Source organism: Agrobacterium genomosp. 2 str. CFBP 5494 (assembly GCF_900013495.1).
In the GTDB taxonomy this organism is placed as follows: Bacteria; Pseudomonadota; Alphaproteobacteria; order Rhizobiales; family Rhizobiaceae; genus Agrobacterium; species Agrobacterium pusense.
The window spans coordinates 873,177-890,123 of sequence record NZ_LT009718.1 but is presented as its reverse complement, the minus strand read 5'-3'; the positions used below and the strand labels follow the sequence as shown (position 1 = coordinate 890,123).

Genomic DNA, 16,947 nt, shown 5'->3' with positions numbered 1-16,947 from the left:
CCGTTTATACATGTGCTGGTTGAATTTACGCTGAAAGCAATCAATAGAATTCCAAGGCCGACGCAAAGGAATGATTAACCACGTGGATCACGCGACCGTCCCTTGCCTCTGGCCATGCCGAAGGCACGAAGCGGGGCGGCGCTATCAGTGGCCTGGCGCGGCGGCCGCTTCCTTGCCGGCGTCGGCTTTTTCACCTTCGACGATCTTGATGGAACGGGGTGTTCCATTCCCGTTCTGCTCACGAATGTCGGCTTTGGACAGATAATCGAGTTGCTCGATCAGCACGTCCTCGACCACCTCGTCATCGAGCCTCTTGTTCAGCCCCTCGCGGATGCGCTGCTTGAAGGCGTCGGGATCGAAGGTAGAGATATTGGCGATGTTGACCATGGAAGAACCCGCCAGGAGCGTGAACAGCTCATCGGTCATCAACTGGGTTGCCGGCAACTCGATTTTCGCCATCTTGTCCTTGTCGACGCGCAGCGAAATACGGCTTAGGAAATAACCGTTTACCCCGCCATCATTGATGACGGGAATGGTGATGCTTTCGCCCTTGACCAGTTGCAAGCTGGCCTTTTTTGCGCCCGCCTCATCCGGCGCGGGCGCCGTCGCCATCTGGACGGAGAAATACACCGCGCCGAGCGTGACGGCGCAAACCCAGACGCCGGTGAGAAGAAGCTTCAACATCAGGAGGCTGCGCCGTACATGAACTGTTCCTGGGAGTAGGTACCATCCGTGTCGGCTTCCTGGATTGCGTTCTTCAGGAGGTCGGCGACCGCACGAACTGCATTCAGATGTGCCTCGACGCGGCTGGCATTGGTGGCTAGCTTGGACTTGATGCCCTTGACCTGCTCCATGTAACCGGCAGCGATTTCCTCGCGCGGGGTATCCCGGAACAGCATCGTCAGCTCATAAAGGCACCGGCTCTTATGGGCATTGGAGACCTTGAAGTCGAACCCCGGGTCCTTACCGATATTGTCGTTCTCATGGTCGATGATCATTTCAAGGCGGCCGAGAACGGATTGGATACGGTGGTCGTTCGACATAAGGTCCATGCTTGTCTCCTCGTTAGGGTTTTTCATTCTCAAGCCTCGTCCGTTTTCTCATTGGAAACGCCGAGGACCTGCCGCTCGAACTCCGCCACCATCCGAATTGCAGCATTATGGTCTTTTTCATTCATCGATACGTCGGTTATGCCTTTGCTTTCGGCCTTCCGAAGCGCATCCTTGTATGCCTGCTCTGCAATGCCGACACCGCCATTTCTGGAGATCGTGTCGGCAAACTGTTCGGCCATCATGCTCTTCCAGATTTCGCCGGCATTACCTTTGCCGTAAACTTCCTCGCTGTCTTTCGGCAGCATGTTGGCTACGAAGGTCTGGAGGACAGAGGCCTCATATTTGCGATATGTTTCAGGAATTTCGGTGCGAGCCGCGCGAATATTCGTATTGCCAAGGCCCGCCTTCGAGGAGGCGCCATCCAGCATATCCACCGCGGCGCCAAAGCCCTTGCCGGCATCTGCAAGGCTGGTTGCGGCAAAAGCCGCCTTATTGGCCTTGAGTTTCTCCTGGGCAACCTGGACTTCCTGGGGGTCCGCAGCACGCACCACATCCATCACCAGATCACTTATAACCGATATCGCCACGTCCCGATCTCCCGAGCTGACGAACGCGCGGCACGAACCGGCACGTTCACCCAATCAAGAAACATCGCTTTAGGCGTCCTCAAAAAAACGCCCGCGATGCAACAATGGAGCAGACTATGAATCGCCAACCTTGCTGGAGGCTGGTGTCCGGGAAGCATTCGTAATTTCTAACAAATCATAGATTGCATTGTCGTCGGCCTCACGATCCTCGAGATCACGGGCCAGGTGCATCCTGTCCTCCAGCCTGTCGGCCTTGGTTTTTTCTTTGAGCACCCTGTTTTCCTGCAATTGCTGCACGCCGGAGAGCTGACGGTCCTTGACGACCAGACGGCCGTAACGATCCGAATAATGCCTCGAGAATGTCTGATGCACCGGCTCCATCGAACTCATGGCTTCCAGCACGCTGTCCATCGATTGCGCCACCTCGCTTCGCGTGCGGGTGGTGTCGGCCAGTTCGACCTCGGCCATTTTTTCCATGTGGCGCTGGACCGTGACCAGACGCTTGAGTTTCTCCGACCGCTTGTCTGAGGCCACCGCGTTTCTCCCGATCAAAAGCCGATGAAGACCGGGCCGAAGCCATCCACGAACTGGCGGATGAGGGCCGCGACCGACAGATAGAGCATGAAGATGCCGCCGGCGAGAACAAAGGGCGTCGATATGAAGTAGACGGGGATTTGCGGTGCAAGCTTGTTGATGAGGCCGACCGCGACGTTGAACATCAGACCATAGATCACGAAGGGGCTAGCAAGCCGAAGCATGATCGAAAACGACGCCCTCAGCGTGTCGGTCAGCGTAATCAGCATCTTCTGGCCGCTGATGAGCGCGCCGACCGGCGTGGCGGTATAGGAATCCACAAGGGCCTTGAGGACGATGTGGTGAAAATCCAGCATGAACAGTACCAGCAGTCCGCCGAAGGTGATGAAGTTGGATATCTGGTTTTCCTGGGCGTCTTCGATGACATCGGCGCCGCCGGGCGCACTGAGGCCGACCGATGCGCCGATAAGGGCGCCGGTGAACTGAAAACCAAGCGTGTAAAAGCGCGCGATCAGCCCGTACATCGCACCGATCGCGATCTCCGTGGCGATGAGGCCGACGACAGTGCCCTGATTCGCGCCGGAAATTTTCGGATAGATCGTATCCCACAACACCGGCAACAGGGCCATGGACACAGCCACACACAGCAACATGCGAATCTGCGGTGAAATGCGCGAGCTGGAAAAGCCCGGCATGGTCATGAAACAGGCGCCGATACGGCAGATGGCAAGGAACAACGCGATAATGGTTCCCTGCGGGTCGGTTATCATGAAATGGCGCCCAGGATCTTGATCTCCAGCCCCTTGGCAAGTTCCACATGCGAGAGAACCGGCAGGGTCGCGAAGAGTCGCTCGATAATCATGCGCACATAGGACCGCGTTTCCGGTGAGGTTACAAGCACAAAGGGCAGGCCGCGATCCATGAATTCACGGATAACTTTCGACGCCTGTTCGGAAAACTCCTCGAGATGGCGGGGGTCGATATCGAATTCGACGATTTCGCCCTTCTGGTCGCGCTTCAGCGCCTGATGGAAGACCATGTCCCACTTGTTACCGAGACGCAGGACGCGGAGTACGCCATTGTCGGCCAGATCACCGCAGAGCTGCTGCGACATGCGCACCCGCACATGTTCGACGATCTGTTCCGTCTTGCGCACATGCGGCGCAAGTTCGGCGACGGCTTCGAGAATGAGATGCAGGTTGCGGATCGACACACGTTCGGCAAGCAGCAGTTTCAGCACGGCCTGCAGACCGGAATAGGACATGTGCGACGAACAAATCTCGTCGGCGAGCTTCTTGTATTCGGGATCCAGCCTGTCGATGAGTATCTTGACGTCCTTGTAGGACAGAAGCTGCGGCAGATTGTTGCGAATGACTTCGCTCAGATGCGTCAGTACAACGGAGACGTTATCGATCGGATGGAAGCCTTCGCGCTTGAGATCCTCGGTGAAGGTTTCGAGGATCGATACGGCCGGCATGCCGAAAGCGGGTTCGCGGATTTCATCGCCCGGAATGCTCGGCTTGCGCCCTGCCCCTGTCACGACGAGAACATCTCCGACGCGCAGATTGCTCGATGCGATGGTCGTGCCGTGAACGCGGATCTGATAGGCCTTCTCCGGGATCATGATGTCGTCGGAAACCTTGATCTCCGGCACGACGAAACCGTATTGCGTTGCGAATTTCTTGCGCATCTTCCCGACGCGGAAAGCCAGTTCCTGATGCGCACCGAGAAGGCGGGTCGAAACCTGTTTGCCGAGCGCCAGTTCGATCTCGGCGGTTTTCAGAACCTGCTTGACCGAGTCTTTTTCCGCCTCTGTCGTCTGGAGAATCTTGCTCTCCTCCTCCTGGCGACGAAGCGCGCTTTCGGCTTCAGCCTGGCGCGGAATATACCAGCTGCCGAACGCCATGATGCCACCGAGGAACATGAAAGGCAGGAAGGGCAGGCCCGGAATAATGGCAAGCAGGCCCATCAACATGGCAGAAACCATCAATGCGCGCGGATAACCGCTGAGCTGATTGACGACCGCCTGATCCGTCGACCCCGCCGTGCCGCCACGCGACACAAGCAGGCCGGCTGCCAGCGATACAATGAGGGCCGGAATCTGCGAGACGATACCGTCACCGACGGAAAGCTTGACGAAAACATCGGCCGCTTCGCCGATCGGCATGCCGTGCCGGAAATAACCGATGATGATGCCGCCGAAAATATTGATGGCGGTGATGATGAGGCCTGCAATCGCATCGCCGCGGACGAATTTCGAGGCGCCGTCCATCGAGCCGAAGAAAGAGCTTTCCTCTTCCAGCTCGCGGCGGCGGCGCTGCGCCTCCTTCTCATCGATGATGCCGGCGGACAAGTCCGCATCGATCGACATCTGCTTGCCGGGAATAGCGTCGAGGGTAAAGCGTGCGCCGACTTCAGCGATACGCGTCGCACCCTTGGTGATGACGATGAAGTTGACGGTGATCAGGATCAGGAAGACGATCAGACCGATAACGAAATCGCCTGACATGACGAGACTGGAGAAGCCGGCGATTACACCGCCGGCCGCCGTCGGACCCTCATTGCCGTGGGAGAGGATGACGCGCGTCGTCGCGATGTTCAGCGACAGGCGGATCATGGTCGCGATCAGCAGCACCGTCGGGAATGACGAGAAATCCAGCGGCCGTTGGATCCAGAGCGCCACCATGAGGATGAGGACCGAAAGCGCGATGGAAAACGCCAGGCCGATATCCACCAGAACGACCGGAATGGGCAGGAACAGAACGCAGAGGATCGCCACGATGCCCAGTGCGAAGCCGATGTCACGCGTGCTCGGACTGACCTTGGGCAAGGAAATGACTGGTGGTTGCGCCATAAATTTCGTCCTGTCTCTTCATGAGAAGGGCGACGGAAAAGCCGCCGCACGGTTCGCGGCATCGTTTCGCGAAATCGCTCACGCAATTCGGCCCGATGCTTCAACCTATCCCTAGCCGCCGAAGCTTGCGCGAGGATGGCATCCTGGCCGGGTCGATATCAGAAGCCCGATTGCACGCGTGAAAAGACGAGATTGGAAAAAAGCGCTATCTGCGCGCCCACAAAGGGGGCGGCGACGCCGAGGACAATCATGATCGTGACGATCTTGGGAACAAATGTCAGCGTCATTTCCTGAACCTGCGTCAGGGCCTGAATGAAGGCGATGGCGACACCGACGATCATGGCGGCGAGAACCGCAGGACCGGCCGCGACGAGAACCGTCCACACTGCCGCCTGCATGATATCAAGCGCATCGGCCTCGTTCATCGTCGCATCCCTCGTTCCAGAAAGGCGGCATTATACCGCCTTATCAATATCAGGAACCAGCTGGCGTATCCGAATCGGTTCCGCTATCAGATTTATCCGTGATCGGACCGTTGGAGAAGGTCACACCGGCCTGCAGCAGCACCTTGTCACCAGCTTCGGTGATGGCAACGACGCCGTCTGAATAGACTTCGACTTCCTTCACCACGCCCGTGACGGTATCGTCGGCGCTCTTTACCGTCTTGCCGACCAGATCCGACGCACGGGTCAGTGCTTCGGCCTGCAGCATGCTCTTCAGATGGGTGTTCGTCTTGATGGTCTGCTCGACCTGCGAAAAGCTTGCAAGCTGCGACATCTGCTGACCAGCATCCATCGGGCTGGTCGGATCCTGGTTCTTCATCTGGGCGATGAGGAGCTTCAGGAAGCTGTCATAGTTCAGCGAGGCCGCGTTCTTGTCGTTGCTGCTCGCCCCGGCATTCGCCCAGGGGTTTGCCGCCGCCGCATTGACTGCATCTACCGCCATGGTGCGATCTCCTTGCGAATCTGTTCGATCGTTGCAGGGGTCATTTCCTGATTGTTGAGGATTTTCTCCTCGATCGGATAAAGGCCGCGGATGGCCTTCAGCGCTTCGAAAGCCTTGCCGGAGGCAACCAGCCCGTCGATGCGCTTGAGCTCCGCCAGGACCTCGTCATGCTGGAAGCAATTCAAGAGCATGCTCACGGACTTGCGGAACATGTTGGTGGACTGTTCGCGCCCCTCCGGATTGATAAGGATCATCTGCGCGATGAAATAAAGCTGTCTCAGCGGCGTGGTAGCCTGGTCGGGCTGCAATACGTGGTTCTCGAGCAGGAACGTGACATCGTTCAGGAATTCCAGCGCCACCTTGCGATCCACACGCAGAACTGCGCCGTTGATGAAAATCTTTTCGCCCGACTTCAGCGAAATTCGAAGTGTACTTTTCATTTCAGTCCATCCCTGATGATGGTTGTCACGTCAATTATGCCCTGGAAATTCGTCGACTGACGTTTCCGGATCAGTTCGCACTCTTTCAGTATCCAGATCGCGATCGAAATCAGATTGGCCCTCAGTTCCATGGCCAGTTGATTATCCGGCTGCTTGAGATCCTCAATGAAGCGGATCCAGACCCGTCGAGTGTAAAAAAGCGCTTCGATCGTGTGCCGCTGAGAAGAGGAGTCCTTCGCCTCCGCAAGCAGTTCGATCGATTTGGTCAACGCCTGTCGCTCGCGGTCTTTCGCGTTGGCGACACCATCCTCCATGATTTCGGCGTAGGAAAACTGGTACATTCATGTATCCTTTATCTGCCGCCACCCCTGTTCATCAGAGGTAGTTCACCAGACTCATTTTTTGCAGACGCGACGTGAGGCTGTATGCGATCTCGATCTGCTGCTGCAGCAGATCGAGACGGGTTTTCGCCTCGTAAGGATCGCTCCCCTCAATACCCAGCAGATGCGTTTCGATGATCTTCTTCTGGGCAGCCAGAGAGTCATTCGACTTTTTGACGCGCTCCTGCGAAAGGCCAAGACTGCTTGCCTGCTGGTTCAGCCCGCTGATCGCCTTGCCGATAGTCGTCACCGACTGGGTGGCGACCGCCTCGCGGACCGTGCTCGAAACATTATCCTTGAGGAAGGTCATCGCCGTGATTGCCGTCATCGCGAAGTAACGCATGCCCTGCGAATTGCTGTTGGTCGACGTTTCGACCACTTCGTTCTGGCTGATCCGGCTCGTCATGTTGGTATCGCTGGCGTTGGAACCGAACCTCGTCCAGAAATCGACATTCTGTCCCACAGCGAGACTGCTGTGCGGCGGGTTGGTTACAGTCGTCGTACCGTTGAATACGCCTTCCATATGCGTCATGAACGCGTTGACCTGATCTTTGGACAGGTCCGAGATACTCCCCACGGCCGGCGTCTGTGTCGCCATGAAATGGTTCAGTTCGGCGTCATAGGCGGCTTTCAACGGCGAACCGTCGGCGAAATAGTCCTGGACCGGCTTCACATCCGTATTCGTACCGGAAAACAGATACTCACCATCCACGGCCGTGTTGGCAAAGCTGGTGAAATTGTTGAAGGCGATCGTGATTTTCTGGTTGACGGTGGCAAGCGTGGGCTGCTCGCTGCTCGTATTCGGCACCAGAACATTGAGGATTTCCTGGGCGGCCTTTGCCATGCCGTCCAATGCGGTCTGCGACGATTCAAGACGCTGGGTGGCGAAGGAGTTGACCGTAACGAGCGAGGAAATCCGCTCCACGTCCCTGTTGAGATCAAGGCTGCGGGCCGTATTGGCACCCAGCGTCACACCAAGATCCGCGTGCTTGCCCGTGGTCAGCTCGGTATTGAGATTCGTCATCTCAAGCTGAGCCTTGAGGATGGTGCTGCGCATGCTGTTCTGCATCGCCAGCGATGAAATGAATGACGTTTTCATCCTTTACCTCACCATGTCCATCAAGGACTTGAGCATTTCATCAACGGTCGTCACCAGTTTCGTGGCCGCCTTGTAAGACTGCTCGATATCCATGAGCAGCGACAGCTCCTCGTCCAGGCTAACCGCCGTATTGTTCGAATAGGATGTCGCAGAGCGCTCATAAAGCGCGCTTTTCGCTTCGTTTGCCGAAGTCGCACCGGACCGTTCCTGTTCGAGCCAACCCATCGAGTTGGTGCCGTATTTCAGGATGCTGGTATTCGTATCGATACGTGTCGACGCGGCGAAATTCATGGGCGCGTCGAATGCGGTCACATAGCTGTCGATCAGAGCGGAAAACCCGGTTCCGCCCGTAGCTGCGGGATTGACTATATAAGCGGTACCGTTGATGCCGCCGTCGCGCAACAATTCCGGATTGCCACCTTGCGAAATAATTAACGCGGAGTTGACGGTAATGGTCGCAGCGAGCCCCGGGACGACGACGCCGGCGGGAGGAATCTCGCTCGTTGCGGTTGCCGTCGACCAGGTGAAAAGGCCGGGCTTCGCCGTCAGAGGCGGCGCAGGCGGCGCCGGCTGGGTAATCGGCTTTTCCGCAAACATCGTGATCAGGCCGCGCGCGATTTCGTCGAGCTGGCTCTGCATGGTCGGCGCAAGTTCATCGCGAACCTGCATCAAACCCTGAAGCGATCCTTCCGCCGTCGTGTTGCTGCCGCTGCCGGCCTTGAGCGCCACACCGTCCACATAAATCGCGTTGCCGGTGGTCGTCGCGTCGTAGCCCGGCTGCGCCTTGAAGGTTACCGGACGCGGCACGATCTCGAACAGCGTGGCGCCGTCGGTCGTGTAAAGCGCGACGTCATTATTCGGGCGGTTGACGACATTGATGCCGATGATGGACGAGATGTCCTTCAGCAAGGTCTCGCGCTGATCGAGTGCGTCACTCGGATCGCCGCCGATCGCCGTCTGCGCCTTGACCTCGTTATTGGCTTCCTCGAATTTCGCGAGCAGGCCGTTCAGCTTGTCGACCTGAAGGGAGATTTCTTTGTCGGCACGCAGACGCATCGCCTGCAATTCGGCAGACGCCTTGTTCAATGAGCTGGCGACATCCGCGGCGGACGTCACGGCCGTTGCGGCAAGAGCAGCATTGCTCGGCTTGGCGGCATAGCCGCTAAGGCTCTTGAGCAGTTCCTTCATGTAGGTGGACGGCGCGCTCTCGTAGTCGTTGCCGCCGAAAATGCTCTTCATCTCCTCGAGACCGGTCAGAACAGTGTTCTGCCCGGTGGCCAGCGAGGCGCTGGAAATCGTCTGCCTGAGAAGACTTTCATTCTGGGCACGGCCATTGGAGACGATACTCGCTCCGGCCATGGTCGTGCCGAGAATGGCGGTTCGCTTGACGTAGTTCGCATTGCCGACATTGGCAATGTTTTTCGAGGTAACGTCCGTCTGCTTACCTGTATTATTGAAAATCGACTGCGCAGTATTCATTGCTGACGTGAGCGACATTCATCTGTCCCCGTAGGAATTACTATCTCTTCAGATTGATCAGGACGTCCATCAAATCCGATCCAGTCTGGAAGACCTTCGAATTCGCGGTATAGATGCGCTGGGATTCAATCATGTCGGTGAGTTCGCTGGCGATATCGACGTTCGAGCCTTCCAGCGCGCCCTTCTGGACGTAACCAAAGCTGCCCGATTGCGGGAAGCCGATGGTAACGACACCGGACTCGTTGCTCGGAAGATAAACGTTGCCGTTCTGCGGGCTCAGGTTGTCGACGCTCGGCACGGTGGCCAGCGCCAGCTGGTAAATGTTGCGGCGGCCGCCATCCTGGTAAACTGCCGTCACTACGCCATCCTTGCCGATTTCGACATCCTTGATCTGGCTCGGACCGTTACCGTTCAGGATCGCCGTGCCGGGCGTGAACTTCGACGAAAACTGGGTCATGTCGGACAGGTCGATGTTGATCGCCTGCGCCACGCCGCTGTTGTTGTCGTCGATGGTGATGGATTTGGGAGACGTAGTCGTCAGCTTGTTGGTCGCAGGATCGAAGGTCAGCGTGACGCTTTCCTGCACAAGGGATGCCGGCGCAGTCGCCGTATAGGGGAAGCCACCATTGGTCGACTGATCCTGACGGTAGACCGCCACTTCCCAGGTGTTGTCACCAGTCTTGGTGTAATAGAAGTCGTAGAGCACCTTCGCGCCGCCGCTATCGAATGCGGTCAGCGAAGTCTTGTTGCCGAACTTCGCCGTTGCGGAGTTGGTGCTGGGGAGCGACGCCGCCGCTACGGCCGTATCGTCACGATTGAGGTTGGCCGGGAAGCTGCCCTGCGTGGAGGGCGATGCCGTCAGGCCGAAATTGTTGACGTTAATGGCTTCAAGACCTGTGAAGCCGTTAACGACGGCAGCCGGCGGGTTGGAACCGTAGGGGTAACCCATCAGCTGGAAGCCAGCGGCGTTTTCCAGATAGCCTTCCGAGTTTTTCACGAAAGAGCCGGCACGGGTGAGATAAGGCGTGCCTGCACCATCCTGGACAACGAAGAAACCGTTGCCCTGAATGGCAAGGTCAGTACCCGAGGTGGTGTAGGAGAGGTTGCCCTGCTCCGAAATGCTGTAGCGAACGTTGGACTGCACACCGCCGGAAGCGTAGCTGCCCGACGAGGAGGGCAGAACGAGCGACGAGAACGACGTCGATGCACGCTTGTAACCGGTGGTGCTTGCGTTGGCGATGTTGTCGCCAACGGTGCCCAGCTTGTTCGCCTGTGCATTCATGCCGGACACGCCGGTTCGCATAGTGCCGAAAATACTCATTCAAAAACCCTCGTGGTCATCTTTCAAGGAGAAGGTAAAGCGTTTGGCTTGCGTGAAGCTGTCTGAAATACCGCGTTTGAAAAAGACCACGCGGGTCAATGAAAATCATTGCCAATCAATGCTGTAGCCGAGGAACCGCTTGGAATCGACCGGGTCGTAGCCAAGTTTCTTGCGCAGCTTCTTGCGCAGCTTGCTGATGTGGCTTTCGACGACGTTTTCTTCGACGTCATCATCGAAGATGCCGTAGATGGCATTGAAAATCTGCGCCTTGGAAACGCGGCGTCCGCGATTGGCGATCAAATATTCAAGAATGCGGCGCTCGCGGCGCGGCAGGGGAAATACCTCGCCGCCCACTTCCGGGTCGCGTCCATCGGAGAAGACCCGGATCGGACCGGCGTCGGTGAAATTCGAAATGACCTGCAGCCGGCGGCGAATAGCCGCCGCACGTGCGAGGATTTCCCGAGGGTGAACGGGCTTGCGCACGACATCATCGACGCCGCTGTCGAACAGCGCGAGTGTCGCTTCCAGCGAGGGCTGGTCGCTCACCGCGATGACAGGCGCCGTCGTGCGATCCCTGATCGCCTTTGGCAAGGAGAAGCTCCGGTCGCCCTGGCCGATCAGGAAGGCTTCCACAGCCGCAAGATCGCTTTCCGCCGCCGTCGAGACCCATTCCCCGAATTCGACCGGATCGAACCCGGTCGAGGGAATGCCCTCACGCCCAAATAGAGATGTATAGCCGTCTTTAACGAGCTCGCGCTCATCAACCACTACGATCATTCGTCCGCCTCCGAATCAGTGTGGTGTTTTCCAATGAGGCATTGGTACGAATCGGGGGATTCAGCGACAACTGTAGGAAATCATCGATAGTTATTAATAATTGATTAACCATTTTGTGCCGATTTGATCTATATATAGTGGGTATTAACCATATATGGCACAAAATTTTTGTGTAAAAATTTCCGAAATCGCTAAAAAACGCTTGAAACGCCTTTTTTCGGGCTTTGTCTCGCCACATTTCCGATAACGAGTCCCAACCCCTGATAAAGCAATTTCAGGTTGTTATCCTTCGCAGAAATTTTTAGCGTTGGGCGTCCATTTCCCGTAGCCAGTCGCCACCAGATTGGCGATGACCCGGCAGACATATTTCTTCTGGGCCGGGTCATTATTGGGCCCTGCGTGATAGCGGGCAACCGCCATCGTCCAGGTCTCGTGCCTGTTGTGGAGGTTACGCAGGAACATGGCGGCATATTCGACATTGCGACGCGGATCGAACATTTCGCGCGCAGATGTGAAATTCTCGCCGTGGAAATAATGATTTATCTGCATGCATCCGAGGTCGATCAGCTTGGCGCCATTGCGTTTGGCAGCCTCAAAAGTCATCAAGGCCTCTTCGGTAGAGGCCGCAAATACCGGTTTTCCTTCGATATTCATGGCGTTGGGGTCGAGCCGCCCCTTGCGGCCAGTCTCCGTCAGGCCCACTGAATAGAGAATTCCCTCCGGCACGCCGTACTTGCGTGCCGCAGACTGGATCTCTCTTTCACACACGCCTGACGTTGCCGAGGCCGATGCGTTTTCAGAGATAGACGCCATTGTCAGCAGAAGTGCGGGCAGAGCCAAGAGCGCCGTGCATGCCTTCATTATGCACCCCCAAATTATCGCCATTGCCTTGCCGGCCGTCTCGTGCACCGGACTCGTCACGGTTGCGGCCCGCAGCCGCCTGCTGGCCCTGCTGCTGCGCCTGCTGATTTTGCTGATTGTTGGCTTGTGTGCCCGTTTGGTCACTCTTATCGGAAGAAGCGATGCTGATTGTGATGTTATCGACCGTCAGACCCTGCGCCTTGAGACCATCAAGGATGCTCTTGCTGTCTTCCTGGAGCTTTTTATAGGCCGCGACGCTCTCCACAGTCATGTGCACGGCGAGTTCGTCACCGGCAAGACGCAGTGACATCGTCACCGATCCAAGCTCGATCGGCGTCATATGCAGCTTCAGCGTATGCACGACCTTGCCGGTGCTGCTCTGGGCGGCTGCGTTGGACAGCGCTGAACCGGGCTGCATGGCGCTGACCCATTCCGGATCATTGGCGATCAGGCCGGTCAGAGCCGAGGCATTGGAGGAGGGCGCCAGACCGATGAAGCGCCGGGAATCGAGAACCGTTATGGTGTCGGCCGCCTTGCCGCTGCTTTCCCGCGTGTCGAACTCCACGCGGCCTTCGCGCTGAACCGTGCTCATATCGAGAGCGCGGGCTGCACCCGAACGCGGAGACGCGAAGCGGAATGACGAGGCATCGCCTTCGTTTTCCGAAGCCGAACCCGCCGCATCATTGGCAGCTGCAACCCCAGTCGGCATGTCCTTGGCCGGATGTTCAGCCTTGCTGCGGACAGGTTCAGCCCTGTCGGACTTGACCGTGTCGGTCTTGCCGGCAATTGCCTGCGCAATTTCCTCCAGCGGCGTCTTGGCCGTGGCCATTGCCCCGGCGCTGGCCGTAACCAGCTGCAGTTCGGCGAGCTTCGGATCGAGAGTATCCGTTATCGCCTCGGCATCCTTATCCGCCTCATCCTTGAGCTTCTTGCCAGGCTTGCCGTCCCCCAATTGTGCCCGCGAGGATTTGACCGCGTTCTGGAACTCGGCAGCTGTGTCGTGAACTCGACCGTCCCCGGCATGCTCGTTGACGATGACATTCAGGAAGGCTGCAGGCCGTTTGACCGGGACATCCATCTTTTCCCCTTCGCCGTCGGCCTGTCCGTGCTGTTGCCCTGCTGAACCAGAATCGTCCGACCGCGAATGCGGCGCCTGCGGCGGTCGCTCGTCACGAACCGTGGAAAGGGCATCGCCAAAGCTGCCGCCTCTCGCCTCGTCACGTGCGGCAGCACTGCCTGCGCGCGGATCGGACGGTGGCGCATTCGTTAGCGCATTGATGGTTGCGTCGATCATGGTGCCCCCTCGCCTTTCTTCAACAGGCTGTCGATTTCATCGAGCTTGCTGCGGCCGCTTGTCACGAGCTGCCGGACATTCTCACCGCCATCGTCGGCCTTGTGGGTTTCAACCCGCCATATGCTTTTTTCCCCGCCAGGCACCGCATCATTTTTGGCTGCGTTCTGCCTGACGCCCTGCGCCGCCGCGTCGACATCAGCACCTGATAGCGAGGGAGGACGAACCACCTGTTCGGCGATCGCCCTTGCGGCATCTCTGAGGGCCCTGTCCCGGTCCGAAAGCTGCGTTTCGGGAATTTGTCCGATCGTCTCGATCGCGCTCACCACATCGGGTGTTCCAATGTTGGAAAGGCTTTCGTAGAGATTGGCCTGCGCTTCCGGTTGATCCGGCGCGGCGGACGACAGCGTCTTCGCTTTAAGCGCCGCCATGCGGGCCAGCGAATCCTTGCCGCTGATCGCCGCAAGACGCGAAAGACGCAGATAGGCTTCCTTCTGCCTTTCCGCATCCATCATCGCGAAGGTCTCCACTATCGCGTCTTCGCCGAGGGAATCAGAGCGTTTGACCACCAGCGAGACCAGAAGATCCGCGAACTGGCTTGCATAGGGCGAATGCAGGAACCGCCGCGCGTAACGCTGTGCGTATTCGACGCCGCGTTTTGCATCGCCGTCTTCAACCGCAATGGCGAGCGAGCGGCGCAATGCCGCCTCCTCAACGATTGTCCCTGGTGCTTCAAGCCGGGCAATGTCGTAAAAGCCGAGCGCGGCCAGAGGATCGCGCGGGATCGTGACATTGCCACCGATCAGCGCCAGATAAGCGCCTATCCGCGTGCCGCGATATTCAGGCACCATCGCCGCGATGCTCTGCGCCACCAGCGTCCCCTTGCCCGACAAATACTTGCGCAGGATATCGGCAACGCGACTGTCGAAATTACCGTCCACATCGCGCGCGACCAGCAATTCAAGCGTGGCGGGATTGCCGCCGCTCATCGCATAAATCAGCGCCGCATCGACATTGCGTGGGTCCTTGAAGATCGCCGAGGGCGCGCTTTTCAGCCGCTCGTCAATGGTCTGGAGCAGGAACCGCTGCATTTCCGTTGCCGAATGGTCTCCCTTGGCAACCGAATCCTGCACGAATTGCAGGGAGCGCAGCATGGCATAGGGCATGAGATTGTCTTGCGACTGCGAAAACGCCTTGAATGGTCCGGCACCGAGACCACAAAGCGTCGCCGCAAGAAGAAGCCAGCGTTTCGAGGTTTTCGTCACACTCACCCCCGATCAGCCTCAAGCAGGATTTCGATACGGCGGTTGGCATCCGCCAGGGGATCTGCCGGGACCTGTAATCTGCGGTCCGCAAACCCGGAAACCTGCTTTACCCGCTCTTCCGACAGGCCGCCGCGCACCAGCATGTAATAGGCGCTGTGTGCGCGGTCCATGGAGAGGCGCCAATTGTCGTTGGCCTCGCCCTTGAACTGCCGCCCATCCGTATGGCCGCGGATTACCACGCTGCCACCGCGCTCCTGAAGCAGTTTGCCGATCTTTTCCATGGCGAGAACCATTTCGCGCCGGGGAACGGCCGATCCGATATTGAACATCGGTGTTTCCGTCTGGTCGGAAATGGTCAGCAGCAATCCGCCTTCCGCAGGCGTCACGACCAGCCCTTCCGAGAGCCTGCCGGTTACGCCGGATATCTGTTTCTCGATTTCTTCGCGCAGCGTATCGGCCTTTTCCCATTCAGCATCGCTCGCCTTTTGCTGAACATCCTTCGCCTCTTGCTGCTGCTCGGGCCTGGGCCGTACAAGCGCTGCCTGCTCGGCGGCATCCGGCCGTTGCTGCGGCACAACCGCGGCGACGTCCATGGGCCTGCCATCTTGCGCCTTGTCTTCCGGCGCCTGAGACGATTTAACCGCAACGGCCTGAGCGCTGTCGGCAGCATTCTCCTGCTTGTTTTCGGCGGCCTGCTGCTCAACCGGTTTTTGTTGCTGATCGGCGCGGGTGATTTTCACCTGCTGCGTCCAGAAATCAGGATCGAAGGGATCGCGATAGGCCTCGCCGCCGCTTGCGCCGGTTGCAGGACCGGAATCGGCAGCACCGCCCTCGCCCTTGGCGCTGACATTGGCCTGCTGCCCGACCTGCTGGGCGATTTCCGCCAGCACGGAATAGGGATTTTCGAAAAAGTCCGCTTCGGAGAAATTCGACTGCTCACCTGTCTGGGACGTCAGGTCTTCGCCCGTCGCCGCGGCGGATCCCTTGGTCACTTTCTCTGCCTGAATGTTGGACTGGTCCTTTTTCTGGACGCCCTCTTCCTTGTCCACGGGCTTTTCCAGCCCCTTGGACGAGGGTTTCTCATCGGACAGTTTTATCGGATTGAAATAGCTCGCAACCGAGGCCTTGGTTTCCTCATTGGCGGCATTGACCAGCCACATGACGAGGAAGAACGCCATCATCGCCGTCATGAAGTCGGCGTAGGCGATCTTCCACGCACCACCATGCGCACCGTCGTGGCCACCTTTATGGCGCTTGACGATGATGATCTCGTTTTTGCCGTGGTGATGGTTTTCGCCTTCACTCATTTCATCACCTTGCGAAGACTGGAGGCCCAGGCGGACATGCGCGTCACGAAGACGCTCTCACCCAGCTCGACTGAAAGATCGATATCGGCGGTCTCGGTAAACTTCATCGTCTCTTCTTCAAAGCCGGGCTGGGTCTTCAACTGCTCGAACAAATCCTTCGGACCTTTCACGACAAGCGTGACGGCGTCACCATCCGGCATGGAAGCGCGCACCACATCCGCCAGCGCCGAGACTGCTTTAAGCGACAGTTCTTCCGTCAAAACCGGAGCAAGGATTGCGGCGGTCTGTTCGCTGAGGGTGGCGGCAATCGCATCAATGCCCTCTCGCAGCCCGCGCGACAGAAAGACCGCGATTTCCTCGAGATAGGCGGATCGCAGCGCCTCCAGCTCAGCCGAATGGGCGGCCAGCAGCTCGTCGCGTTCCGCCTGCATCTTTTCGGTGATTTCGCGTGTCGCATCCTCATGGCCACGGGCGTAAGCGGCCTGCCTTTCACTCTCCACGTCGACGGATTCGAATTCATCGAAACCGGATGCAGCGTCGGCAAATGGCGAAACGCCATCGGTATCCGCCAGGGGATCGCCGAAGGCCAGTCCTGCCGGCTGAGCGTCACCGAAGTCCTTCAGATATCTTGCGATGGAGGTGGTCATGCACGCCCCCGGCAAAACAGGGGACGAGACATGTTTCGCTGCCTGCGATCTGGAACGTTCTGTCGCATTTCCGGGCGGAAAACCGGGGTCCGCTTTTCCTGGAAATGC

19 protein-coding genes are annotated in these 16,947 nt (G+C 58.0%); all 19 read right to left on the bottom strand.

The genetic code is table 11. The features are described 5' to 3' along the window. Positions 1 to 144: 144 nt before the first annotated feature. Complete coding sequence (locus AGR2A_RS04215; RefSeq protein ID WP_004440034.1) at positions 145 to 684, bottom strand: flagellar basal body-associated FliL family protein; 540 nt, start codon at positions 682 to 684, stop codon at positions 145 to 147. Further along, complete coding sequence (locus AGR2A_RS04210) at positions 684 to 1,052, bottom strand: hypothetical protein (protein ID WP_072494863.1); 369 nt, start codon at positions 1,050 to 1,052, stop codon at positions 684 to 686. Before AGR2A_RS04210 ends, AGR2A_RS04215 begins: the two co-directional genes overlap by 1 nt. Positions 1,053 to 1,081: 29 nt before the next feature. Further along, the gene (locus AGR2A_RS04205; protein ID WP_006698183.1) at positions 1,082 to 1,639 is read right to left on the bottom strand and encodes a rod-binding protein; all 558 of its coding nucleotides are present in this window, start codon (positions 1,637 to 1,639) and stop codon (positions 1,082 to 1,084) included. Positions 1,640 to 1,753: 114 nt separating this feature from the next. Then, complete coding sequence (locus AGR2A_RS04200; RefSeq protein ID WP_004440029.1) at positions 1,754 to 2,173, bottom strand: hypothetical protein; 420 nt, start codon at positions 2,171 to 2,173, stop codon at positions 1,754 to 1,756. Positions 2,174 to 2,187: 14 nt separating this feature from the next. After that, positions 2,188 to 2,943, bottom strand: coding sequence for a flagellar biosynthetic protein FliR (fliR, locus tag AGR2A_RS04195; RefSeq protein ID WP_004440028.1), 756 nt, complete (start codon positions 2,941 to 2,943; stop codon positions 2,188 to 2,190). Continuing rightward, positions 2,940 to 5,027 (bottom strand): flagellar biosynthesis protein FlhA, encoded by a 2,088-nt coding sequence (gene flhA / locus AGR2A_RS04190; RefSeq protein ID WP_004440025.1) that lies wholly within the window; start codon positions 5,025 to 5,027, stop codon positions 2,940 to 2,942. The genes fliR and flhA overlap by 4 nt, the downstream gene beginning before the upstream one ends. A 158-nt stretch (positions 5,028 to 5,185) precedes the next feature. Then, positions 5,186 to 5,452: a flagellar biosynthetic protein FliQ gene (locus AGR2A_RS04185; RefSeq protein WP_003515115.1), complete on the bottom strand. Its 267-nt coding sequence runs from the start codon at positions 5,450 to 5,452 to the stop codon at positions 5,186 to 5,188. 49 nt (positions 5,453 to 5,501) lie between these two features. Next, the gene (gene flgD, locus AGR2A_RS04180) at positions 5,502 to 5,972 is read right to left on the bottom strand and encodes a flagellar hook assembly protein FlgD (protein WP_004440022.1); all 471 of its coding nucleotides are present in this window, start codon (positions 5,970 to 5,972) and stop codon (positions 5,502 to 5,504) included. After that, positions 5,963 to 6,412, bottom strand: coding sequence for a flagellar biosynthesis repressor FlbT (gene flbT / locus AGR2A_RS04175; RefSeq protein ID WP_004432543.1), 450 nt, complete (start codon positions 6,410 to 6,412; stop codon positions 5,963 to 5,965). The genes flgD and flbT overlap by 10 nt, the downstream gene beginning before the upstream one ends. Beyond that, positions 6,409 to 6,753, bottom strand: a complete 345-nt coding sequence (gene flaF / locus AGR2A_RS04170; RefSeq protein ID WP_004440020.1) for a flagellar biosynthesis regulator FlaF — start codon at positions 6,751 to 6,753, stop codon at positions 6,409 to 6,411. Before flaF ends, flbT begins: the two co-directional genes overlap by 4 nt. Before the next feature lie 34 nt (positions 6,754 to 6,787). Then, entirely contained in the window at positions 6,788 to 7,891 is a 1,104-nt protein-coding gene (locus AGR2A_RS04165; RefSeq protein ID WP_072493977.1) for a flagellar hook-associated family protein, read from the bottom strand. 3 nt (positions 7,892 to 7,894) lie between these two features. Further along, complete coding sequence (gene flgK, locus AGR2A_RS04160) at positions 7,895 to 9,388, bottom strand: flagellar hook-associated protein FlgK (protein ID WP_072493976.1); 1,494 nt, start codon at positions 9,386 to 9,388, stop codon at positions 7,895 to 7,897. Positions 9,389 to 9,410: 22 nt separating this feature from the next. Then, complete coding sequence (locus tag AGR2A_RS04155; RefSeq protein ID WP_004440014.1) at positions 9,411 to 10,691, bottom strand: flagellar hook protein FlgE; 1,281 nt, start codon at positions 10,689 to 10,691, stop codon at positions 9,411 to 9,413. 105 nt (positions 10,692 to 10,796) lie between these two features. Continuing rightward, on the bottom strand, positions 10,797 to 11,468 hold the full coding sequence (locus tag AGR2A_RS04150; protein ID WP_006698188.1) for a response regulator transcription factor: 672 nt from the start codon (positions 11,466 to 11,468) through the stop codon (positions 10,797 to 10,799). 282 nt (positions 11,469 to 11,750) lie between these two features. Further along, positions 11,751 to 12,281, bottom strand: a complete 531-nt coding sequence (locus AGR2A_RS04145; protein ID WP_374709461.1) for a lytic transglycosylase domain-containing protein — start codon at positions 12,279 to 12,281, stop codon at positions 11,751 to 11,753. Then, on the bottom strand, positions 12,265 to 13,623 hold the full coding sequence (locus AGR2A_RS04140; RefSeq protein WP_072493974.1) for a flagellar hook-length control protein FliK: 1,359 nt from the start codon (positions 13,621 to 13,623) through the stop codon (positions 12,265 to 12,267). Before AGR2A_RS04140 ends, AGR2A_RS04145 begins: the two co-directional genes overlap by 17 nt. Then, positions 13,620 to 14,891: a chemotaxis protein MotC gene (gene motC, locus AGR2A_RS04135; RefSeq protein ID WP_072493973.1), complete on the bottom strand. Its 1,272-nt coding sequence runs from the start codon at positions 14,889 to 14,891 to the stop codon at positions 13,620 to 13,622. The genes AGR2A_RS04140 and motC overlap by 4 nt, the downstream gene beginning before the upstream one ends. Next, positions 14,888 to 16,192: a MotB family protein gene (locus AGR2A_RS04130; protein WP_072493972.1), complete on the bottom strand. Its 1,305-nt coding sequence runs from the start codon at positions 16,190 to 16,192 to the stop codon at positions 14,888 to 14,890. The genes motC and AGR2A_RS04130 overlap by 4 nt, the downstream gene beginning before the upstream one ends. Beyond that, positions 16,189 to 16,839, bottom strand: coding sequence for a hypothetical protein (locus tag AGR2A_RS04125; protein ID WP_035209056.1), 651 nt, complete (start codon positions 16,837 to 16,839; stop codon positions 16,189 to 16,191). The genes AGR2A_RS04130 and AGR2A_RS04125 overlap by 4 nt, the downstream gene beginning before the upstream one ends. Positions 16,840 to 16,947 lie beyond the last annotated feature (108 nt).